The organism is Sporosarcina sp. P17b, from assembly GCF_002743115.1.
Lineage (GTDB): Bacteria > Bacillota > Bacilli > Bacillales_A > Planococcaceae > Sporosarcina > Sporosarcina ureae_C.
The window spans coordinates 303,552-324,768 of the sequence record NZ_PDYP01000003.1; the positions used below are offsets into that span (position 1 = coordinate 303,552).

Consider the following 21,217-nt stretch of genomic DNA (forward strand, 5'->3'; position numbering starts at 1 on the left):
GACGTCGTAACTAGTAAAAACGCAATAGCCCTATATGATGGGCTATTGCGTTTTTCATTCCGTATTAATGTGTAGTTGGTTTAGGATAATCGAAGCCTTTCGTATCTACTTCAACCGTCTTCATCTTTTGCTCTTCAACAGGCTTATCCATAGCGTCTGTTTCATTAGCCACGATAGCATCTACTGTTTCCATGCCTTCAATCACTTTACCGAAAGCTGCATACTCGCCATCCAGAGAAGCCGTTTCATCTGTCATGATGAAGAATTGTGAACCAGCGGAATTCGGATCCTGTGCACGTGCCATCGACAAGACACCACGCTCATGCTTCATATTGTTTTCAAAACCGTTTGAAGAGAATTCTCCATCAATAGAGTAACCAGGTCCGCCTGTCCCGTCACCCGAGGAGTCGCCACCTTGGATCATAAAGCCTGGAATGACGCGATGGAAAATCAACCCGTCATAGTAGCCGTCTTCAATTAACGAAATGAAGTTTGCTACTGAATTCGGTGCAACAGTCGGCTCTAATTCTAAAACGATTTGTTCGTCATTTTCCATTGTAATGGTTACAACTGGATTCTCTTTTACATCTGCTGAGTAATCTACCGCTTGTTCTTTAGGTTCTTCTTTCGGTGTCTCGGTAGTCGTTTCTGCTGGTTCTTCTTCAGTCGCTTTTCCACAACCTACTAAAAGAATGGCCAACGCCAGTATACTCATCATAAAGTACAATGCTTTGTTACGCTTGAACATATTTTCCCAACACTCCTAACTTTTATCTTTCATTATATCCTATTAATTCTCGGTGTCTGTATCGCGATAACGAATCGCTAACCCTTTTAAAAAGTTACGTGCATATCGATCTCCACATGGTTTGTAATTGCGGTGCCCTTCTTTACGAAGAACAGCACTTAATTCATTTTTAGAAATCGTCACACCGACACTTTCTAGAATATCAAGCATATCTTCACTTGTGAGCGCTAACGCAATTTTTACTTTTTTCAGCAAAATATTATTTACATTACGATGGCCCTCTTCAGACATTAAAAATGGTTGGGGAGCATTTCCTGTGTTCTCAGGTACTCCTCTTTTTGAAATGATGAGTCCATTAAGAAATGACTCTAACGTAATGTTGTCAATTTCTTTGGCATATTCATTCATTTGCATTTCATCCGTGCTATCCTCATTCGTTTTTGTTAGCATTTCTTTAACTTCCGCTCTGTTTGTTTTCAGTCCGCCTAGCGCAAACATTTCAACAACTGCCGAGTCTTTCAAATCCAGTGCATAACGCAGTCTACTTAAAATGTCATTATTATTCATGTGATCACCTGTTCCTTCTCTAGTATATTGCTGTGATTCTTAGTATAGCCTGTTTGGTTATAGAATGTCCTCATTCAGTCGACTGTTGTTTGATCTGCTTCTATCGTTTGTAAAAACTGGTCTCCGAAATTACAAATCGATGTCACGACTGGTTCTAATAGCAGACCCGTTTCACTTAATTGATATTCCACTTTAGGTGGTACAACAGGATAAACGTAGCGTGTCACAATATTATCCTCTTCCAACTCACGCAACTGTCTGATTAACATGCGTTGATTGGCGTCAGGAAGCTTTTTCTGCATCTCGCTTAGTCGTAATGGCGATTCGTGTAGCAAGCACCAGATAATCGCAATTTTCCAACGCCCGCCAATGACGGATAAAGCTAAATCCTTACTAGTGAAATATTGTTTATCTTTATAATGAATGACCATATTGCTTCACTTCTTTCTATACTATTCATGTTCATAGTGACAAAAGAGTCAGTATTGCATGGTGAATTATAATATGTAATGATAGAAATGTAAACACTATAAAGCAAAAGAAAGAAGGGCTTCATTTGAAAAGTAGAGCAGCTGTAGCATTCAAACCTGGAGAACCACTTAAAATTGTAGAAATCGATGTAGAAGAACCAAAAGCTAATGAGGTATTAGTCAAAATTCTTTACACTTCTGTCTGTCACACAGACGCATATACACTATCGGGCGATGACGCGGAAGGAGTATTCCCTGCCGTTTTAGGTCATGAAGGTGCTGGTGTCGTAGTTTCAATAGGTGAAGGAGTTACTTCCGTCAAACCTGGCGATCACGTGATTCCACTGTACACACCTGAATGTGGAAAATGTAAGTTCTGTCTATCCGGTAAAACTAACCTATGCGGCGCAATTCGCGAAACACAAGGTAAAGGATTAATGCCTGACGGTACTACACGCTTCTCTTACAACGGTGAACCCATCTATCACTACATGGGAACAAGTACTTTCAGTGAGTATACTGTCGTGTCTGAAATCTCCCTAGTTAAAGTAGAAGATCATAACGTACCACTTGATAAAGTATGTCTATTTGGTTGCGGCGTCACTACAGGTATCGGAGCTGTTCATAAGACAGCGAAAGTAGAAGAAGGTGCTGTTACAGCAGTCTTCGGTCTAGGAGCTATTGGTTTAGCCGTTATTCAAGGACTAAAGCAAGCGAAAGCAAGCCGAATCATCGCAATCGATCTCAATGAAGATAAGTTTGAACTAGCGAAGAAGATGGGAGCAACCGATTTCATCAACCCTTCTAAATTCGACAAGCCAATTCAAGAAGTCATTGTAGACATGACCGACGGCGGTGTAGATTACAGCTTCGAGTGTATCGGTAATGTCGAAGTCATGAAAGCTGCTCTTGAATGCTGCCATAAAGGTTGGGGCGAGAGCATCATCATTGGTGTCGCAGGTGCTGGTAAAGAAATTCATACACGTCCATTCCAACTAGTTACAGGTCGCGTATGGCGTGGATCTGCATTTGGCGGAGTAAAAGGAAGAACTGAATTGCCAGGGATGATTGATGACTACATGGACGGTGAAATTGATTTAGATTCGTTCATTACGCACCAACTAAACTTTACCGATATCAATGAAGCATTTGATTTACTGCATAAAGGTGAATCAATTCGATCAATACTAACATATGGAGAGTGAGATCATGAATGTAGAACGCGTTGAGCAAAGACGATCTTTTGGTGGGGAACAAAACAAGTACAACCATTATTCAGAAGTCCTCAAGTGTGATATGACATTTAGTATCTTCTTACCGTCAAATACAGAGCAAAAAGAAATACCTCTCATTTGGTTTTTATCGGGATTAACATGTACGGATGATAACTTCAGTCAAAAAAGTGGTTTCCAAAGCTTGGCTGAAAAACATCAAGCGGCAGTAATTATTCCAGATACATCACCACGTGGAGAAGACGTAGCGGACGATGAGGCATTCGACCTTGGACAAGGTGCGAGCTTTTATCTAAACGCAACAGAAGAGCCATGGGCAACGCATTATCAGATGTATTCTTATATAACACAGGAGCTAAGTGAACTGGCTGCTACTCTTGTGCCTAACTTCTCAGGTAACGAAAGTATTATGGGTCACTCGATGGGCGGTTATGGTGCCTTGATGATCGGAATGAAGAATGCAGACCGTTTCAAAGCGATTTCCGCGTTCTCCCCCATTTCAAGTCCAAGCGATGTTCCTTGGGGAATCAAAGCATTTACGACATACCTAGGTGAAGACAAAGCGACGTGGAAAGAGTGGGACACTGCCGAGTTAGTGAAGGAAGCAGGTATTCCTCCCATACTTATTACGCAAGGTACTGCAGATGGCTTTTATCCGGAGCAGTTGAATGAGAAACCGTTCCTTGAAAATGCGAAGCAGCATAATCAAGCAGTGGAATATAACAAAGTAGACGGCTATGATCATAGCTATTTCTTCATCTCTTCTTTCCTGGAGGAACACTTTGATTTCCATATGAAGAACTTGGGATAATTTGAATACATGTAGATAGTTGAAGAATATATAAGGGGGCGCTTCCAATTGGCCAACGGGAATGCGTCCCCTTGCACTGTCTATCAACGGTTCATCTTCCTATTGCATTCAGCTACATTCCGAATGTCCACATTATTTCTGATGTGGATGTTTTTGTTTTTAAGAGCATATGAACTAAGATAGAAGGAACGTATTAAAATCTATTACATAGGAGGGACTGTTACGATGGATCTAAAGAAAATGTTAGCCGATGAACGTGTGAAGCCGTATGTTCTGAAAGCCCGGTACGGTATTGAAAAGGAAGGACAACGCGTAGATTTGGAGGGGAATTTAGCGACGACGGATCACCCCGCAAGCGTTGGAATGGCAGATGAACATCCGTATATTCAGCGCGACTTCTCGGAAACGCAAATGGAATTGATCACCCCTGTCCTGAACACACGAGACGAATTATTTGATTATCTATCAGCTATCCATGACGTGGCATACCGCTCCATAGGAAAAGATGAAATGTTATGGCCATTAAGCATGCCACCTGCGCTTCCCAAAAAAGAGGAAGATATCAAGATTGCAAAATTGGAAAACTTCGAAAATGTTCTCTACCGACGCTCGTTGGCTAATTCATACGGTCGCCGAAAACAAATGATTTGCGGGATCCATTTTAATTTTGAATTCAGTGATGAATTGCTCGGGAAATTATTTGATTTGCAGTCCGAAACCGATAATTATCAATACTTCAAAACAAATATTTATTTAAAACTCACTAGAAATTACTTATACTACCGCTGGCTTGTGACGTACTTTTATGGTGCCTCCCCTACTAGTGATGAGAATTTCTACGGTTGCGATGATCAGCCAAATGAACCGGTTAGAAGCATTAGAAGCAGCAGATTCGGCTATGTCAATCACGATGATGTGAAAGTTTCATTTAGCTCGATAGAGAAGTATATTGACGATTTATCTTGCGTAGTAAATAGAGGTTTGCTCGTAGAAGAAAAAGAATTCTATACCGCGATGCGCTTACGTGGAAGCGAGCGTGTAGAGGAGTTCTTGACTGAAGGTGTTCGTTATGTAGAGCTACGAAATATTGATTTGAATCCATTTGAAACGAATGGAATTAGCTATGAACAAGCGGAATTTCTTCATATTTTCTCTCTATATCTTCTGCAGAAAGACGAACATCCAGAAAGTGACGAGTATGGAAAAGTAGGCGATGCGCGAAATGACGTAGTCGCACTTGAGCATCCTTTGTCACATACGACATTTGAAACAGAAGCGCATGAGCTAGTTGATGGTATGGAAAAAATGACTAAAGAATTGGGCTTCCCTGTTTCCGACTCGTTATTTAGCAATTTGAGAGCCATGCTAGAAGATCCTTCGAAGACACTAGCCGGCAGATTGTATACGGAAAGCCAAAAAAGTAGTCAACATCAAGTGGCTTTGGAAATGGCAAGAGAAACCTACGCCAATCTATGGGAAAAACCTTATGAGTTAACGGGCTTTACGGATATGGAATTGTCTACACAAATCCTCATGTTTGATGCATTTCAACATGGTATCGAAGTAGAGATTTTGGATCGTCAAGATCAATTCTTGAAGCTGAAATTACGAGATCATGTAGAATTCGTCAAGAACGGTAACATGACTAGCAAAGATACGTATGTCTCGACTTTGATAATGGAAAATAAAACGGTTACGAAAAAAATTCTTCATCAAGAGGGTTTTTGTGTACCTGGTGGTGACGAGTTCAACAATATAGAGGATGCATTACGTGCCTTTGAGATGTTCGCTAAGACGCCTTTCGTTGTCAAACCCAAAACAACGAACTACGGAATCGGCATATCTATCTTTAAAGATGGTGCCAGTTACGAGGACTACAAGCAAGCCATCACACTTGCATTCAATGAAGACTCGTCTGTCTTGGTAGAAGAGTTCCTGAATGGCACAGAGTACCGTTTGTTCGTGCTACACGATAAAGTACTTGCCATTATGCTACGCGTACCTGCAAACGTCACAGGAGACGGCACACACACGATTAAGGAACTGGTTGAAGAAAAGAACCAAGATCCACTGAGAGGTACAGACCACCGTACGCCATTAGAACTTATCCAGTTGGGCGAACTAGAAGTTCTCATGCTGAAAGGTCAAGGCTATCAACTGGATTCAATCCCTAAAGACGGTGAAATTGTCTACTTACGTGAAAACTCTAACGTCAGTACTGGCGGAGACTCAATTGATGTAACCGATCAGTTTTCCGATGATTATAAGAAGATTGCAGTAGAGGCAGTAGCTGCTCTAGGCGCAAAAATTAGCGGAATTGATTTCATTATTGAAGACCTCGATGTACCAGCAGCAAATCCAGGTGCGTATGGCATTATTGAAGCGAACTTTAATCCTTCGATGTATATGCATATCTACCCTTATAAAGGGGAATCTCGTCGAGTGACGACGGATATCCTGCATTATTTGTTCCCTGAGTTATCATAAGATCATATGTGCGTATAAAATCCTTAAAGAACAGGCCTTTCAGATAAACTGAGTAGGCCTGTTCTTTTTTCGATATATGACTAATTAATTTTACATAGAACCAAATTCATTCAGCGCTATTAACTAGTATTTCTACCTATTCCTCTTACGTTCAGTGTATGATTAATACTATGAGACTACCACCCATAAGGAGAGAGGAAAATGAGATTCTTATTTAAAAAATGGTATATGTTATGTTTACTCATAACTCTACTACTACTGGCCCCACTATCAACAGCAAATGCAGCTGCATTAACCGATGAAGCAACTGACATACCGGCTGATAAAGAATGGACCATTACGTTCAATCACCCTGTTGTTGAATCCCCCAATTTATCTGACACTATTTACGTTATGAACAGTAAAAATGAAATACAAGATGTTACAATCTCTGTTCTTGATCGTGTCGTTAACGTTACTGCACCTGAGGTAGGGTACGAAGCGGGTCAAACGTATACTTTACATATTACAGCGGATACTTTGGGACAAGTCGGCAATGAAACTAAAACTTTAAAACAACCCATTACAAAACCTTTTACGATCACAACAGATGTCTATACTGTTGTCGACATTCGTGAAAATGGAACTTATTCAGTTACCTCAAGCCACCCTACTTTTGACAAAGCAAATGCCAGCTTACAAGAGGGACAAGGCATCATGCTAAATGAACAATATGTCAAAATTCCATCCGGCTTTGTAGCAACCAATGCTCAAACCGTCACAATTATTTACAAAGAGCCAACCTTTACACAAAAGTATGAATATGCAGGTGTCGCTACTGATACAGAACTTGCGTATGCAGACGCTACAGCAGACTACGTTAAGGTGAATATAGGTGAACAAGACATGTACGTCAAACACGAAGATGTCACACTCATTCCTACTGCTACAGCGAAAGGTCAATCATATTATAAAGCGAATCAACAAGGCTTATGGCATTATGTTTATCACCATCATAGTGGAAAATACGACGGTGCGTATGTAGTCGGTAAAAGACCTGAGTTTCTAAACGAAGGTATAAAGTATTATAGTGACGACGGAGCAAAATTTATTAATAGAAATGGCGAAGTTGTAGGTGAAAATTATGCCTACTTCCAATATCTATCACCACGTGTTCCAACAAACTATAGCGCGACAGAGTTAGATACGTATATCAACAGTCAACTTGCAGCGAAAGAACTGACAGGTGGCGGATATACAAATGCTACAGTAAAAAGTCCACTAAAGGATCTCGGTGCTACATTAAAATCCATTGAAAAAGAGCATCGCATAAATGCATTGTTCATTTTAGCACTCGCTATTCACGAAAGTGATTACGGCATGAGTTGTCACGCACAAAACTACAATAATTTATTCGGGTTAACTGTAACGGATACTAACACTCAATGTTCAACACATGTCGATACCTCCTCTTCTAAATACTTTGCAACTATTGAGGATAATATCACATCGCTGGCGAATGAATTAAATACCTATTACTTAAACCCCTTGAATATGCATGAATACCAGTACAATGGCGTTGCACTCGGCAATAAATTGATTGGGATGAACGTACGCTATGCTACAGACCCTTACTGGGGAGCAAAAACAGCAGGTCATATGTATAACATAGATCAAGAGCTTGGTGGCAAAGACTATAAAAGGCATGAGCTTGGCTTTACGGCAAGTTCAAACGTCAGCATTCGAACGGGTCCCATCGTAGACCATAACCGTGCATATCAGTATAAACTGGATTGGACAATTAAACTTCTATGTCAAATGCCGATTACTCTATCAGCCACACCTTCAGAAACAAATGGTTGGTTACGTGTTATTTCTGAATTACCGAAAGACGGATCAGACTTGTATACAATAACTCCAAATGTTAACACGGTGACCACACATTAATAACTATCTAAGTGAAACTATAAAACAGGCCTATCCAGTTTATCTGGATAGGCCTGTTCGTACATTATTGATGAAATATATTAAAATGGATTAGTCGCAATGAAACTTGCCGTTTTCACATAAACACGTGGATTTAATTTTAATTGATTTACAATAACTTCTGCACTATCTTCCGATTGAATCATTTTAGAGTCATCATTCAGCGGGAAGATTAAAATCAAGTTCATAAAAAACATGAATTGTGTAACCCTGTACTCCACAATTCGTAAAACCGACTACTTCATATAAATGCTCAAGAATTTATCTAAGTGGTTATCTTAAACCTCTTGATAGCCTTTTTCGCTGATAAGTTGACAGCACTACTCCTCCCACTATAAACAGTGAACCGACAATTTCTGACCCCGTTATTGGTTTATACAACAAGATCAAACCCATTATCATCGCTACAAAAGGTTCCAAATTAGATAATATGGAGGCCTTCGAAGCATCAACATATCTAATATTGTAGTTCCAAATCAACATGGCGATACCGTGTACCACAACAGCTGTAACAATCAGAAATGACCAATCGGAGACCTTTACACTCATTCGTATGGGCGTATCAAGTAAAAAAATAAAAGGAACCGACACAGCTAGTCCGACAACATTTGAATATAAAGTAATTGCAAGCGGATCCACTCTACTGGAAAGGAGTCTCGTCACGATAATTAGCATAGCGAAAGTAATCATCGTAACTACAATCCACCATAAACCTTTATCGATATGTATAGAGGATATATTTCCTTTTGCTACGACAAAGAAAATACCTATGATCGCAACAATAGATCCTAGTAACATACGAATTGTTAATTTTTCTTTTAAAAAAACGCCAGCTAAAACGCCGGTTAAAATGGGCGTAGTTGCCAAGATTAATGCAGACGCTGTTGAATCAGCCGTTTCTAATCCAGCGAAAAAAGACCACTGGTTAATAAAAACGCCAAAAACACCTAGAAAAATTACTGCTAGTAAATCGTATTTATTCAGTCGTTTCACATGTAATTTATATGAAGATAATCCAATCAGAAAAAGTACTATAAACAATAGTCTGAGCGAAGTGAGAAGAGCCGGGGAAAAGTCCTGGACCAACATCTTTCCAAAAACAAAATTACTGCCCCACACCATTACACAAAGTGTCAGCCAAGCGTATGCTTTAAACAAATTTATCACCCTTCCTACAACGAAATGCCAACTGGCCTATTCTATACTTACTTATACTTTTCGTACACATTTCTGTTTAGATATATCCACTTACTGACATACAGCATGGCAATGTATACAGGATTAAAACACAGTAATAGTAATATTTTTATCTACATCGTTATTTTACTATTCATTACATCCTAATAGCATTGAGCTTGCTTGCATCGTTCGTTATTTAGATTGTTTCTTTCAGTACATTCAAGTATTTAAATATTATCTACACCATATAACGTACAATGTAATTATTTACTAAATAAACGTTCGTGTTTTGGGTTGAAACCATAAAAAGCCTCTGCTATAATCATAACGTATTCATTGCAATAGTGCCTTTTACTAAATTCTGCATAAAAATAGTGAGTAATAGGAATCTCTTAACACTTAGTAAATTTTAAGCGCCGTCATACTATACTTTAACGATACGTACTGATTAGCCAAATGAAATTTATAATGCACTAGGAAAAGTAATTTGCTAGGGATACTATTCGATTGGAATTATTCAGGAATGAGGAGATTATCTTTGAAGAACATGAAATTAGTTGGCTTTATTGTATGTATGGTTATTCTAGCAACGATCGTTTCGGGCTGTAACTCAACTACTAAGAATACAGCTGAAACTGAACTACGTCCGATTATTGTTCAAGGACCCATGCCTATTGAAGCTGAAAAGTTTGCTGAGAAATTAAGCGATGCAGAAGTTGAGGAATCGGGAAACTTTGTTTTTTATAAAGGTACTATCGATGACTATCCTGTAATTGTTACGAAAACTAGTAAAGGGATGGAAAACACTGCAGCCGCTACTGCATTAGCAATTGAGAAGTATAACCCTATCGCTATTATTAACCAGGGAACTTCAGGCGGACACGACCCGGACTTACATGTATTTGACATAGTGTTAGGAAAACGAACTGTCAATATTGGTTCTATGAAGACTGAGTCTGCTGAAGAAAACGAAGGAATGGATCCATCACTATGGAAGCCTATGGACCTTATGGCTTCTGAAGGCAGTGCCGGAGAAGATCCTGATGCAGAGAAGATTCGCTACTTTGATGGCGACGATGAATTATTAGCAGCAGCAAATGCGGTTAAAGATCAATATGAACTAGGTAAAGTTGTTGAAGGTACTATTGGATCTGCAGATCTTTGGAATAACGAAGTAGACCGCATAAACTGGTTCCATGAAAAGTACGGTACTTCTGTTGAGGAAATGGAAGGTGCTGCCGCAGCACAGATTTCTGATAGTTACAACGTTCCTTTTTTAGGTATACGCATTCTTTCAAATAACAAAACTAATAATGGACAATATAATCCAGAAACTGCTTCAGCCAATCAAGACTATGTTTATCTTGTTTTAAAAGAATATATCTCCAATTTAAAATAAGTGACTTTAACTCGTAAATAAAACTAGAAGAGAAAGGTTTGTTCCATAAACCTTTCTCTTCTAGTTTTTAGCGTTTAAAAGCATCAGGCAGCCTATTCAAAAAGTCTGAGAAGTGTACATGCTTGCATCTACGTTCCATATATGAAATAAAAGGTCCCTGGGCGAGACTTTGTTTTTAAAAAACTCCTACATAGCGCTGGAATGGCTTTATGAAAAATGATTGAAATAGATACAAATAGGTAATAGATTGTAAACAACGAAAATAAAAGGAGTGAGCCATTTGAAAAAATCAGCATTAGTCATTATTAATCCTTCCTCTGGAAAAGAACAAGCAACAGAGTATGAAGAGCAAATTAGAGAAACACTTCAAGATGCGTACAGTGAAATCACTGTGAAATATACGGAGGGCGAAGGTGATGCGACACGCTTTGCAAAAGAGGCTGCAGAAAATAACTATGACTTCGTTGTTTCACTCGGTGGAGACGGAAGTGTGAATGAAACTGTCAATGGACTCGCTCCATTTAATAACCCTCCAAAACTCGGAATCATTCCAATGGGCACAGTGAATGATCTTGCTCGTTCATTAAACATTCCAATGAAACCTGTTGATGCGATTAAATTGCTTGTCTCAGGTATTGAAACAAAAATTGACATTGGAATGGCTAACGATGATATTTATTTTACAAACATTTTAGGAATTGGAAGTGCTGCGAAAGCAATTCATCATGTCGACAGTGCAGAAAAATCTAAAATCGGACCCATTGCCTACTTGAAAGCGATTGGGAAAGAAATAATGGATGACCACACTTTTCCAATTAAGTTTGAGATGGAAGAACATACATGGGAAGGTGACGTATCGGTTGTCTTAATATCCCTCATCGACTCGCTTGGTGGTATTAAAACAATTGTAAACGAAGTTGAAAACGGAGACGGAAACTTCCATATCTTCGCGTTTAAACACCTTAACTTGACTGAGCTTGCGAAAATGACCCCTTCAATCATAATGGGCAAATTAAAGGAATCAGAAAACGTTCAATACTTTAAAACACGACAAGTCAACATAACGACTTCTGCCGGTGAGACACAAGAAAGTGATATAGATGGTGAACAAGGACCGAATTTACCACTCACTTTAAAAGTTCTGCAACAACATATAACTATCATTTCGAACAAAGCTTAAATCAAACTTAAAATTACCAAAAAAGATTCCAGGTTTCTTCATCTAGAATCTTTTTTAATTGTTATAATCTCTTATGATTCTAGTACAACTGGGTCAAACCCATTCGCAATACCTTTATCGTGCGTTTCGGTGCAATAAGAGTTAGTTGTAGCTATACATTAACTTTTCTTTTCACTATCGAACTTATAGAAAACCTATGTTTAAAATTATCTGCAATACACTTCCAGCTAATTAAAAACCTCATCTATTTATGGTAAGGCTCGCCGTGAGATATATAAGTGAGATTTTTATTCCATTTTATATCGAACTTCAACCTTATTGTATTGGATAACAATCAGTCATTTATCGGTCCAGAATTGGTCCGGAATTGGTCCAAGCTTTGTAGTATCGGTCCAGAATCGGTCCAAATTTTATAGTATCAGTCCAGAATCGGTTCATTTGTTCACTAACAATCTGCTAAATATCATTTTAATCTATAAAAACTTGCCCTTGCTCTACCTTCTAAAACAATAACTTTCTCATCCCTTAAACGTTGTAAAATACGTTTACTACTTGTAGATGAAAAGCCACACAATCTTTCGACATCAGGACGAGTAATCGAACCATTTTTATTCAAATATTCAATAATCATTGTTTTAGCTTGTATTTCATCAAAATCTTTGTCTTTTGTATACTCAATATTATCATCTAAACTTTCATACACTCGATGGGTAAACATATATTTATTTCTTGCTTCTCTTTGTAGAATGTTTCTTTTTTGACAAAGTTTACTTAAAACATTTGATGCTGATTGAATTGTAATTTGAGCCACTTCTGCAGCCTTATTTAGAGTTATCGTTTTATTAGATTTAATGTATTTTAAGATGCAAATTTCTGAAACTGAAAACTCCCCATTATTTTCTTGCTCTTTAGTAATAAACTTCAAAAATTCTATATCTTCTAAGCTACTTCTTAACGTTAAACTTACTGCCTCAGAATACAAATTATATTCAGGGGCTGATTTTCCTAAGGAAAGCATATCCTTAAAAATTATATCTACACCTTGACCAGAACGTTGAACGTATTTTAGCTTTTGAAGTGTTTCTGCAATCAATTTGTTTCTCGGCGATGAAGGATGTGTAATAATATTAGTACTGTCAACTCCAGACGGAAACGCGCCAGGGTTTTCAATAATAATTTCGTTAGGAAAAAATTTAATAAAAATTGACGAATTACTCTCATAATCACGATGTGAGATAGCATTAAGAAGGGCTTCTTGAAATACATTGATAGGATAATCTTGGACTTCTAATTTAAATAGGCCCATCTGTATATTTTTAATTCCGTTCCTGTCTTCGAAAAATTGTTGAATTCTATCTACAATTTGAATTAAAGGGATTTTTAGCTCTAAACGCTTATTATATTCCGTTTGCCCATCGCTATAAGTAAGAATTATTATTTCCGCTTGTGGCATATATTTAGCAATCGCTTCTTTTGTACCAATAAATAACACCCCCGCTACAGTTAACTGAATTTCATTATCAACAACATCTACTAAGCGTAAATCCTTTAGAAAGGTGATATTATCTGATTGATATAAAGTAGACTCTTTATCACGAGATTGTATTTTTAGTTTCAATCGCTCTACTTCCGTAAAGTCTATATCATCTTTAGTCGTCGGTTCGATAATTTTTGCAGAGTAGTCGCCTTTAAATCCTTTAATTTTATTAGAGGTATATTCTGATGGATAAAATGGTTTTGTATTTTTCCCTAATCTTTTATATACAATACCTTTTGAAGTGGCTACAATTTCTGGAGACTTTTCAATTTTTATTTTTAAAATTTCTTTGCCATCAATCTTTATTACATCAATATCAGTAAAAAGCTTAGGTATAGTCTTGTCATAAATGCTTTCAATAATATTTTGTTCATCGTAATCAAAACATCCGGTTACTTCTCCATCGTCTTCTACCCCGACTAAGATGATACCACCGTCAGTATTGGCAAACCCTACAGATTCATTTGTTAAAATATTCATAAGTTCTTTCTTGTTTGCTTTAACCCAACTTTTAAACTCTACATGCTTAGATTCACCCTGTTGGATTATTTCAAATATATCCATTGAATACACCTCCTAACTTGATATGACTATTATACCAAGATTAGAAGGTAAAAAGGAAACACTTAAGTGTGCCTAATAAAAACCTAATTTACTTATGATAAGGCTCCCCCTTAATAATCCGAAACCCTCGATAAATCTGCTCCACCAACACCAACTTCATTAACTGATGCGGAAATGTCATCTTAGAAAACGATAACTTCTCGTTCGAGCGTTGCAACACACTACTATGTAAACCCAGTGATCCTCCAATAACAAAGACAATCTTGCTTTTACCATATGTCATCAACGAATCAAGACTAGCTGCGAATTCTTCAGAAGTTTTCATTTTACCGTCGATTGCTAGTGCAATGACGTGTGCGTCAGGTGCAATCTTCGCCAAAATTCGATCAGCTTCTTTCTTTTTGACAATTTCCATGTCAGCATCACTTAGTGTTTCTGGTGCTTTTTCGTCCGCCACTTCAATTAATTGCATTTTTGCATAGCTATTTAGGCGTTTTGTATACTCTTCTATTCCTTGTTTCAAATACTTCTCTTTTAACTTACCCACGGTGACAATTGATATATTCACAGTTTATCCACTCACTCTCTAAAAGTTACCCACAATACTTATGCACATATCCACAGGTTAGTCTACATATTGTGTTCGATTATTTGTTCCCTACTACATGTGAAATTCTTTAATTAGTATACCACAACTTTGTGGATAACTTTTCAACCATTATTTGTTTTGAATAGAAAAATACTTTTCATTTCAAATATGCGAATGCTCTAACCTACTGTTCTGTAAGGCTTTAACACTTGTCACTTCAAATTTATTTACTATTTATTACACATTTTATTTTACACAATATTATGCACATTATTTTGATTTTATCCACAATTGGATAACTTCATAAAAAAATCAGGCATCGTAGCGCTTTTTCGCTAGATGCCTGATGTGGACGAGAAGTTGTTCACTATGTGGACAATGTATATTCTCTTAGAACGTATTTCCGTCTTTCAATACCATTTCCAAGTCCAGTTTCTTTCCATCTCGATAAACTGTAATCTTCAATGGATCACCAATTTCTTTTTTATTATACAAATACTTACGTAGACTGACCATATCCGTCACTTTCTCTTCATCCAGCTGAACGATTGTATCATACTTCTTCACTCCGGCTTGTATTGCCGATGAATTCGGCATGACATCTGTTACGACGACACCTTCCGTTACCTTTTCAGGTAAGTTCAATGTTTGTTGCTGTTGCTGAATAGGAATTTGTTGAAGATCAAGTAACGATACGCCCATTGTCGGTCGATTTACTTGTCCTGTTTCTTCTAAGTGTTCGATAATCGGTAATGCAATATTGATTGGAATAGCCAGTCCGATTCCCTCTACTGTTGCCTCAGAGATTTTCATGGAGTTAATCCCGATCAATTGACCTGCCATATTAATTAAAGCGCCACCCGAGTTCCCTGGGTTGATCGCTGCATCTGTCTGCAAGACGTCTGCTTGCCAATCAACGTTTCCATCCTTGTTGAGATCCATTGGAATGGATCGATCTTTACCAGAAATTACGCCAACCGTGACGGATCCCGCAAAGCCAAGTCCTAATGGATTACCGATCGCAATAACTGATTCCCCACGTTTTAACGCATCGGAATCACCGAATTCTATTACTGTATCAACATGTTCTGCATCAATTTCGACAACCGCTAAATCTGTCCACAGATCACTGCCAATTAACTTTCCTTCAACCTTTGTCCCGTCATCAAAACTAATTTCGAGTTGTTCGGAATTCTCTACGACGTGGTGATTGGTGACGATATATGCTTTGTCACCTTCTTTTTTATACAGCACACCAGAACCCGATCCAGCTTCTTGAGTAGACGTTGTGGAAGACCAGAAGTCTTGGACCGTCTGGATATTTGTAATACCAACGACAGCATTTGCAACGTCACCTACAACATCCGTAACTTCGCTTGAGATGTCCATTGATACTTGGGCGTGTTCCGAGTTGCTTTTGACTTCCGTTGTTTTAGACGTAGCAACATCACTAGTACTTGATGAGTCAGTTGCGTACATCATGACCGAAAATACGATGACTCCACCCAATAAGGCACCGAGTAAAGCTGGCCAAAAACTGCCTCTACGTTTTGGTTCGCGTTTCGTTTCAACCGGTGGAATAGGCTGTTGCCGTTCCATTTCTTCTCTTCCTTCTTCTCTTCTTTCATCGTCCATTCGCATTTCCTCCTTATCAGAAAGTATTCCTACACGTACTGTACCCCAATGACTATCTGAAAATGCAAAAAGCCTCACTAATTTAGCAAGGCTTTTCGCATTTTCATTAGACTAGCACGAGTTCCGTGGATTCTGATGCATCCGTATCATGCAAGTGGACAAATTCCCCTGCACGAATGCCGCAGTCTTCAAGGGTCTGTGCTACGCTCATGCGCGCCAAGTCTTTCATATTGTTATCCAAGCTAAGATGGGCTAAATAAATATGCGCTTCTTTTTGAGCAACCACTTCACTCATTGCAACGGCTGCATCTTCATTTGATACGTGGCCCACGTCACTTAAAATACGACGCTTGATCGACCATGGGTAACGTCCCATCTGTAGCATACTGACATCGTGATTGCTTTCGAATACAAAGCTGTCAGCGCCTTGGATGTGGCCTTTCATACGATCGCTAACGTAGCCTGTGTCGGTGATGATTGCCAGTTTACGATCGCCTTCATTGAACGTATAGAACATCGGGTCTGCTGCGTCATGGGATACAGCAAATGACTGGATATCCAGTGAACCAAATGTTTTCACCGTTTCCATGTCGAAATGGAAACGCTGATCAACAGGAATCTCTCCTACTAGTCCGTCCATCGCCTGCCATGTTTTTGCGTTGGCATAGATGGGTGTTTTATACTTCCGGGCAAGTACGCCAATTCCTTTAATATGATCACTGTGTTCATGTGTGACGAAAATGCCGTCAATATGTTTCATCGAGCGATTGATCGATCCGAGCAAACCTTCAATTTTCTTACCGCTCATGCCGGCATCTACGAGAAAAGCGTGCTCATCTGTCTCTATATATAACGAGTTGCCTGTACTGCCACTCGCCAAAATGCTAAATCGCATGTAGAAAACTCCTATTCTATTTGTTCTTCTAACATATCCGATTGGAACTCGATGACTTTTCCTTCAATCGCATTGACGAAGTGCTGTTCAATAGTTCCATCCTTCAATTTTACCTGAACATTCCACGTTGGTGCAAATACTTGCGTTTCCGTGAGCTGAACAAGTGTCGAATAACCTGACTTGACTTGCATAACAGTGGAATCTGGCTTCAATAAACTACGTGTAACAAGCGAAGAAACCGCATCATCTTGTGATAGTAAATCCTTTTTCTGATTAAAACTTGAGAACTCGTCGAGCATGCGCTGTTCGTAATGTGTAACTTTGCCATCCTTGTCCCAGTGCATGATGAGCATGGCGTTGGGACTGTAAAAGATCGTTTCATTCTTGACTTGTTGGAAGAATACAGCATTCTGATCTTCTTCATCTATATCCCAGAGCACGTAATCTTCACCTTTGAGCACGTACTTCGCCAAGAACTCCTCAAATCCATATTCGCCTTTGTCATCGATCACCTTAACAGACTTTTTCATATGGGACAGTAACCGCGATTCTTCGACTAAGACGATCGATTGATTCGTTAATTTCTTCAAATCATCATTTGAGAATGTTACGACATGCGCAGATAGATACGATACTTCTTTTTTAGTAAATGGGATTGGTTCGTACGTAATATTTTCCAACCTCAAAGTATCTTCGACGGAAGTTTTACTGAGAACCTGCATATTTCCCACATCTAATTGCCGATCTAGATAGAGCCAATACAAGAAGACGTTCAGAATGGAAAAGACAATGATAAAAATGGTTTTAGTTCTATTCCAATCCAATCATGCCACCCCCTTGCGATTCTTCCGGAGCGAAGCGTAACCAGTTATCTTTAATCAGGTAATACCAGCAAGGTTCTAAAACAATCAATTCTTGCTCGACGTCTTGGATCATATAATAGCCCGGTGTGATTTCTTCAATTAGGTCAAAATCTACCTCTTGCGATTCACGCAATGCTTCCGCTACTTCCACTCCTGAAGGCAATTCGTTCTGTTTCGACTCGATTTTCAAGTCCAATTTGTAATAAGGTCGGATATATTTGAACACACGGCCATTTCCCCATGTTTCCGTAATTTCATTTGTGCCGGATTGATCGCTAAAAACAGGTAAGCCATCGACATATAGCTGGAACCGGACGTAACGAGATATCGGATTCATATAGGCATATCGAAATTCATCCGTCCAACCACCATGCTCATTAATGAAATCTATTGTATTCAATAGCAATTCAGATGGTATCGCAATTTCCTGACTTTCTACAGCAGGCATGACATAATTCAATCTTTTAATTTCAGTGTCGATATTCAAGAATGCATGATCATCTCCATACTCTTCATGAGTTGCATCGACTTGATTACGCCGAACTGCATTATTAGATTCACTGAACAAAGCATCGCGGAATTTATTTGGATTGATTTCTTCCTGAATATACGTATTGCGCGCAATCGTCACAGGATCATTCGGTACAGCTAGAAATGGTGCATTGCCACGGTCAATTTCTGCATATTCATCAAATGATTGGCCTACATCTATTACATTACGTAGAAAGTTTGTTTTATTCGGCAGCGTCACTTGTATCTTATAATGCAGACCACTTACCTCACTTAACAAGTGAACGACTGGCGCTTGCGTAGATTGACTCCAGTCGACCACTAGACGATTAAAGGTGGCTTCAGGGATATTGGCGTCATCAACTAGCAATACATTGTCATAGACGAGCATGGGTACTTCACCTGGAAAGTAAAGTGTCATTTGACTAGGTTGACGAAGGATTTGTGCAATCTCAAACTTATTCATTTTTTGACTTACCAATTGTAGTTCAGACAATTCCCATGAATTAATTTCATTCAGAATGGTATCCATATTTTCTACGTCCACAGAGCCCAATACCTGATCTTTTAAATTGGTAATCATTTTATACGGTTTAATAATCTCATCAATCGTTTTCTTTTCGGAAATGGAAATATCAACAGTCTGCACTTGTTCCATCGGTTCATAATTCGGCGAATAATTCCAGACTGCAATAGTGAACAACACGCTCAGCGAGACGAGCAACAGTAATACAATGGATTTAATTGGTTCAATATACTTCAATCCCACTCACCATCCTCTTGTTGTTCAAATGGAAGCTTGAAGAAGATGGTTGTCCCTTTCCCTTCTTCACTCTGCGCCCAAATCTCTCCTTTATGCGCTACAATCATTTCCTTAGCGATTGCAAGACCGAGACCGGTTCCGCCAAGTGCACGTGATCGCGCACGATCGGCACGATAAAATCGGTCAAAAATTCGATTGACATTAGATTTTGGAATACCCATTCCATCATCTGAAATCATCACTTTAATATAATCGCCCGAGACGGTTACACCGAAGCGTACTTCGCCGCCATCTGGTGAATATTTCAAGGCATTAGAAATAATGTTGTCTAATACTTGTGTTAATTTATCTGTATCAATCTCCACAAATAAACTACTTGAATACAGATTTCGTGTGAATCGGACATTTTGCGACTTCGAGAATTCAAAACGCTCTATAACCGCATTAAAGAATCGGTTAAATTCTACCCACTCTTTATTCAATTCGTATTCTTTACTATCCATACGTGATAGTTTCAACAAGTCATTGACGAGACGGATCATTCGCTCCGTTTCATTTTGCGTGACACGTAAGAAGTTCGGCGCAATTTCTTCGTTGCGCCAAGCACCTTCCGCTAATGCGTCCAGATAACTTCGCATGGTTGTGAGCGGTGTGCGTAATTCATGAGAAACGTTCGATACAAATTCACGACGTTCCATATCAATCTTTTCTTGCTCTGTATTGTCATGCAATACAATGATCAAGCCGTTGACGAACCCTGTTTCACGCTGCGTGACGGAGATTGTCGCACGCAAAATATACGCTTGGTCTTCTGTACTGAAGTCGAGTGGAATGGATTCTTTCATTTGAATTAATTCTTCAAATGTATATTCCTCATCAATACCTAGAATACTGGCGATTGGTCGATTAATCACAAGATCGTTCGTCACACCAAGCATTTGAAGGGCAGAGTCGTTAATCAGGCTCACCCGTCCTTTACGATCGGTTGAAATGACTCCGTCTGTCATATTCTCCAGAACAGATGCCAACTTCCGCCTTTCGCTCTCAGTGGTGGATTGCGATTCTTGCAGCTGGTTAGTTAAGTGATTAAATGCGATGGCCAGCTGACCCATCTCATCCGTTCCATACACTTTAACCTTTCGGGTGAAGTTCCCTTTCGCCATTGCCTGTGCTTGTCGCCGCATATCTGAAATAGGTCGGGTGAATGCTCTTGCAATGAAGATCCCTACTATAATCGTAATGATGAGAGAAACGGCTGCTGATCCCGCCAATATTCGATTGATTTCTTCAATTTGCTTGAAGACTGATTCGATATTGGCTTCTACATAGAGTGATCCTATAATTTCATTGCCATTTTCAATCGGTTGGGCTAACGAAAGTACACGATTATGTGACTTGGGATCAAGCGTGATGATGTCTTTTATACTCCCTGATGTAATGGACTTACGCACATTATCATTCGTTGAATGTTGGCCAACTTTCATCTGATTTTCGTATGCAGTTGTAGCTAAAATTCGATATTTGGAGTTGATGACACGTATTTCAATAATATCGTCTGAAGTGAATTCGACTAACACATCTTTTAAACTTTGTTCAAGTGTGACATCGTTATCATTCCGCTTTTTTATGAGTTCTTCTTTTACACTGAACTCGACTAAATTCATCCGGTCTACAATCGAATTTGTAAAATTATCTTTTAGTGTTTGTTCCAGTTCACGAGCAAAATATAACCCAATAATCTGCATAGACACAAGAATAAGCAAGACGTAGATCAAGACAAATTTGACTTGAATCGATCGAAAAAAACCTACCTTATGCATAGT

18 protein-coding genes are annotated in these 21,217 nt (G+C 38.8%); 6 read left to right on the forward strand and 12 right to left on the reverse strand.

The window, feature by feature from the left end; translation table 11 throughout:
• Positions 1 to 64: 64 nt before the first annotated feature.
• The 3 genes from CSV76_RS05525 to CSV76_RS05535 form a co-directional block, all read right to left on the reverse strand.
• Complete coding sequence (locus CSV76_RS05525) at positions 65 to 748, reverse strand: peptidylprolyl isomerase (RefSeq protein WP_085427668.1); 684 nt, start codon at positions 746 to 748, stop codon at positions 65 to 67.
• 42 nt (positions 749 to 790) lie between these two features.
• A complete protein-coding gene (locus CSV76_RS05530) occupies positions 791 to 1,315 on the reverse strand; it encodes a YehS family protein (protein WP_085427669.1) in 525 nt (174 codons plus the stop codon).
• 74 nt (positions 1,316 to 1,389) lie between these two features.
• Positions 1,390 to 1,746, reverse strand: coding sequence for a winged helix-turn-helix transcriptional regulator (locus tag CSV76_RS05535; RefSeq protein WP_085427670.1), 357 nt, complete (start codon positions 1,744 to 1,746; stop codon positions 1,390 to 1,392).
• A 125-nt stretch (positions 1,747 to 1,871) separates the two neighbouring features.
• Here CSV76_RS05535 and CSV76_RS05540 point away from each other — a divergent pair, with 125 nt between their 5' ends.
• From CSV76_RS05540 to CSV76_RS05555, 4 genes are all read left to right on the forward strand, one after another.
• A complete protein-coding gene (locus CSV76_RS05540; protein ID WP_085427671.1) occupies positions 1,872 to 2,990 on the forward strand; it encodes an S-(hydroxymethyl)glutathione dehydrogenase/class III alcohol dehydrogenase in 1,119 nt (372 codons plus the stop codon).
• A 4-nt stretch (positions 2,991 to 2,994) separates the two neighbouring features.
• A complete protein-coding gene (gene fghA, locus CSV76_RS05545) occupies positions 2,995 to 3,828 on the forward strand; it encodes an S-formylglutathione hydrolase (protein ID WP_099624930.1) in 834 nt (277 codons plus the stop codon).
• Positions 3,829 to 4,053: 225 nt separating this feature from the next.
• Positions 4,054 to 6,315, forward strand: coding sequence for a bifunctional glutamate--cysteine ligase GshA/glutathione synthetase GshB (gshAB, locus tag CSV76_RS05550; RefSeq protein ID WP_099624931.1), 2,262 nt, complete (start codon positions 4,054 to 4,056; stop codon positions 6,313 to 6,315).
• A gap of 201 nt (positions 6,316 to 6,516) precedes the next feature.
• Positions 6,517 to 8,241 (forward strand): N-acetylglucosaminidase, encoded by a 1,725-nt coding sequence (locus CSV76_RS05555; protein ID WP_099624932.1) that lies wholly within the window; start codon positions 6,517 to 6,519, stop codon positions 8,239 to 8,241.
• A gap of 80 nt (positions 8,242 to 8,321) precedes the next feature.
• Here the strand turns inward: CSV76_RS05555 and CSV76_RS05560 are convergent, their stop codons facing one another.
• Positions 8,322 to 8,468, reverse strand: coding sequence for a hypothetical protein (locus CSV76_RS05560; protein WP_232319505.1), 147 nt, complete (start codon positions 8,466 to 8,468; stop codon positions 8,322 to 8,324).
• Positions 8,469 to 8,553: 85 nt separating this feature from the next.
• Positions 8,554 to 9,438: a DMT family transporter gene (locus CSV76_RS05565; protein WP_099624933.1), complete on the reverse strand. Its 885-nt coding sequence runs from the start codon at positions 9,436 to 9,438 to the stop codon at positions 8,554 to 8,556.
• 544 nt (positions 9,439 to 9,982) lie between these two features.
• Between CSV76_RS05565 and CSV76_RS05570 the strand changes: the two genes are divergently transcribed.
• The gene (locus CSV76_RS05570) at positions 9,983 to 10,858 is read left to right on the forward strand and encodes a 5'-methylthioadenosine/S-adenosylhomocysteine nucleosidase (RefSeq protein ID WP_099624947.1); all 876 of its coding nucleotides are present in this window, start codon (positions 9,983 to 9,985) and stop codon (positions 10,856 to 10,858) included.
• Positions 10,859 to 11,138: 280 nt separating this feature from the next.
• The gene (locus CSV76_RS05575) at positions 11,139 to 12,038 is read left to right on the forward strand and encodes a diacylglycerol/lipid kinase family protein (protein ID WP_158232739.1); all 900 of its coding nucleotides are present in this window, start codon (positions 11,139 to 11,141) and stop codon (positions 12,036 to 12,038) included.
• A gap of 463 nt (positions 12,039 to 12,501) precedes the next feature.
• On the opposite strand, the gene CSV76_RS05580 is transcribed toward CSV76_RS05575, so the two are convergent.
• From CSV76_RS05580 to walK, 7 genes are all read right to left on the reverse strand, one after another.
• The gene (locus CSV76_RS05580; RefSeq protein ID WP_099624935.1) at positions 12,502 to 14,139 is read right to left on the reverse strand and encodes an RNA-binding domain-containing protein; all 1,638 of its coding nucleotides are present in this window, start codon (positions 14,137 to 14,139) and stop codon (positions 12,502 to 12,504) included.
• An 88-nt stretch (positions 14,140 to 14,227) separates the two neighbouring features.
• Positions 14,228 to 14,707, reverse strand: a complete 480-nt coding sequence (rlmH, locus tag CSV76_RS05585) for a 23S rRNA (pseudouridine(1915)-N(3))-methyltransferase RlmH (protein ID WP_085427677.1) — start codon at positions 14,705 to 14,707, stop codon at positions 14,228 to 14,230.
• A 411-nt stretch (positions 14,708 to 15,118) separates the two neighbouring features.
• Complete coding sequence (locus CSV76_RS05590; RefSeq protein ID WP_085427678.1) at positions 15,119 to 16,363, reverse strand: S1C family serine protease; 1,245 nt, start codon at positions 16,361 to 16,363, stop codon at positions 15,119 to 15,121.
• 106 nt (positions 16,364 to 16,469) lie between these two features.
• Positions 16,470 to 17,258: an MBL fold metallo-hydrolase gene (locus CSV76_RS05595; protein WP_085427679.1), complete on the reverse strand. Its 789-nt coding sequence runs from the start codon at positions 17,256 to 17,258 to the stop codon at positions 16,470 to 16,472.
• Between the two features lie 11 nt (positions 17,259 to 17,269).
• Positions 17,270 to 18,082, reverse strand: coding sequence for a two-component system regulatory protein YycI (locus tag CSV76_RS05600; RefSeq protein WP_099624936.1), 813 nt, complete (start codon positions 18,080 to 18,082; stop codon positions 17,270 to 17,272).
• Positions 18,069 to 19,400, reverse strand: coding sequence for a YycH family regulatory protein (locus tag CSV76_RS05605; RefSeq protein WP_099624937.1), 1,332 nt, complete (start codon positions 19,398 to 19,400; stop codon positions 18,069 to 18,071). Before CSV76_RS05605 ends, CSV76_RS05600 begins: the two co-directional genes overlap by 14 nt.
• Positions 19,391 to 21,214 (reverse strand): cell wall metabolism sensor histidine kinase WalK, encoded by a 1,824-nt coding sequence (walK, locus tag CSV76_RS05610; RefSeq protein ID WP_085427682.1) that lies wholly within the window; start codon positions 21,212 to 21,214, stop codon positions 19,391 to 19,393. The genes CSV76_RS05605 and walK overlap by 10 nt, the downstream gene beginning before the upstream one ends.
• Between the last annotated feature and the right edge of the window lie 3 nt (positions 21,215 to 21,217).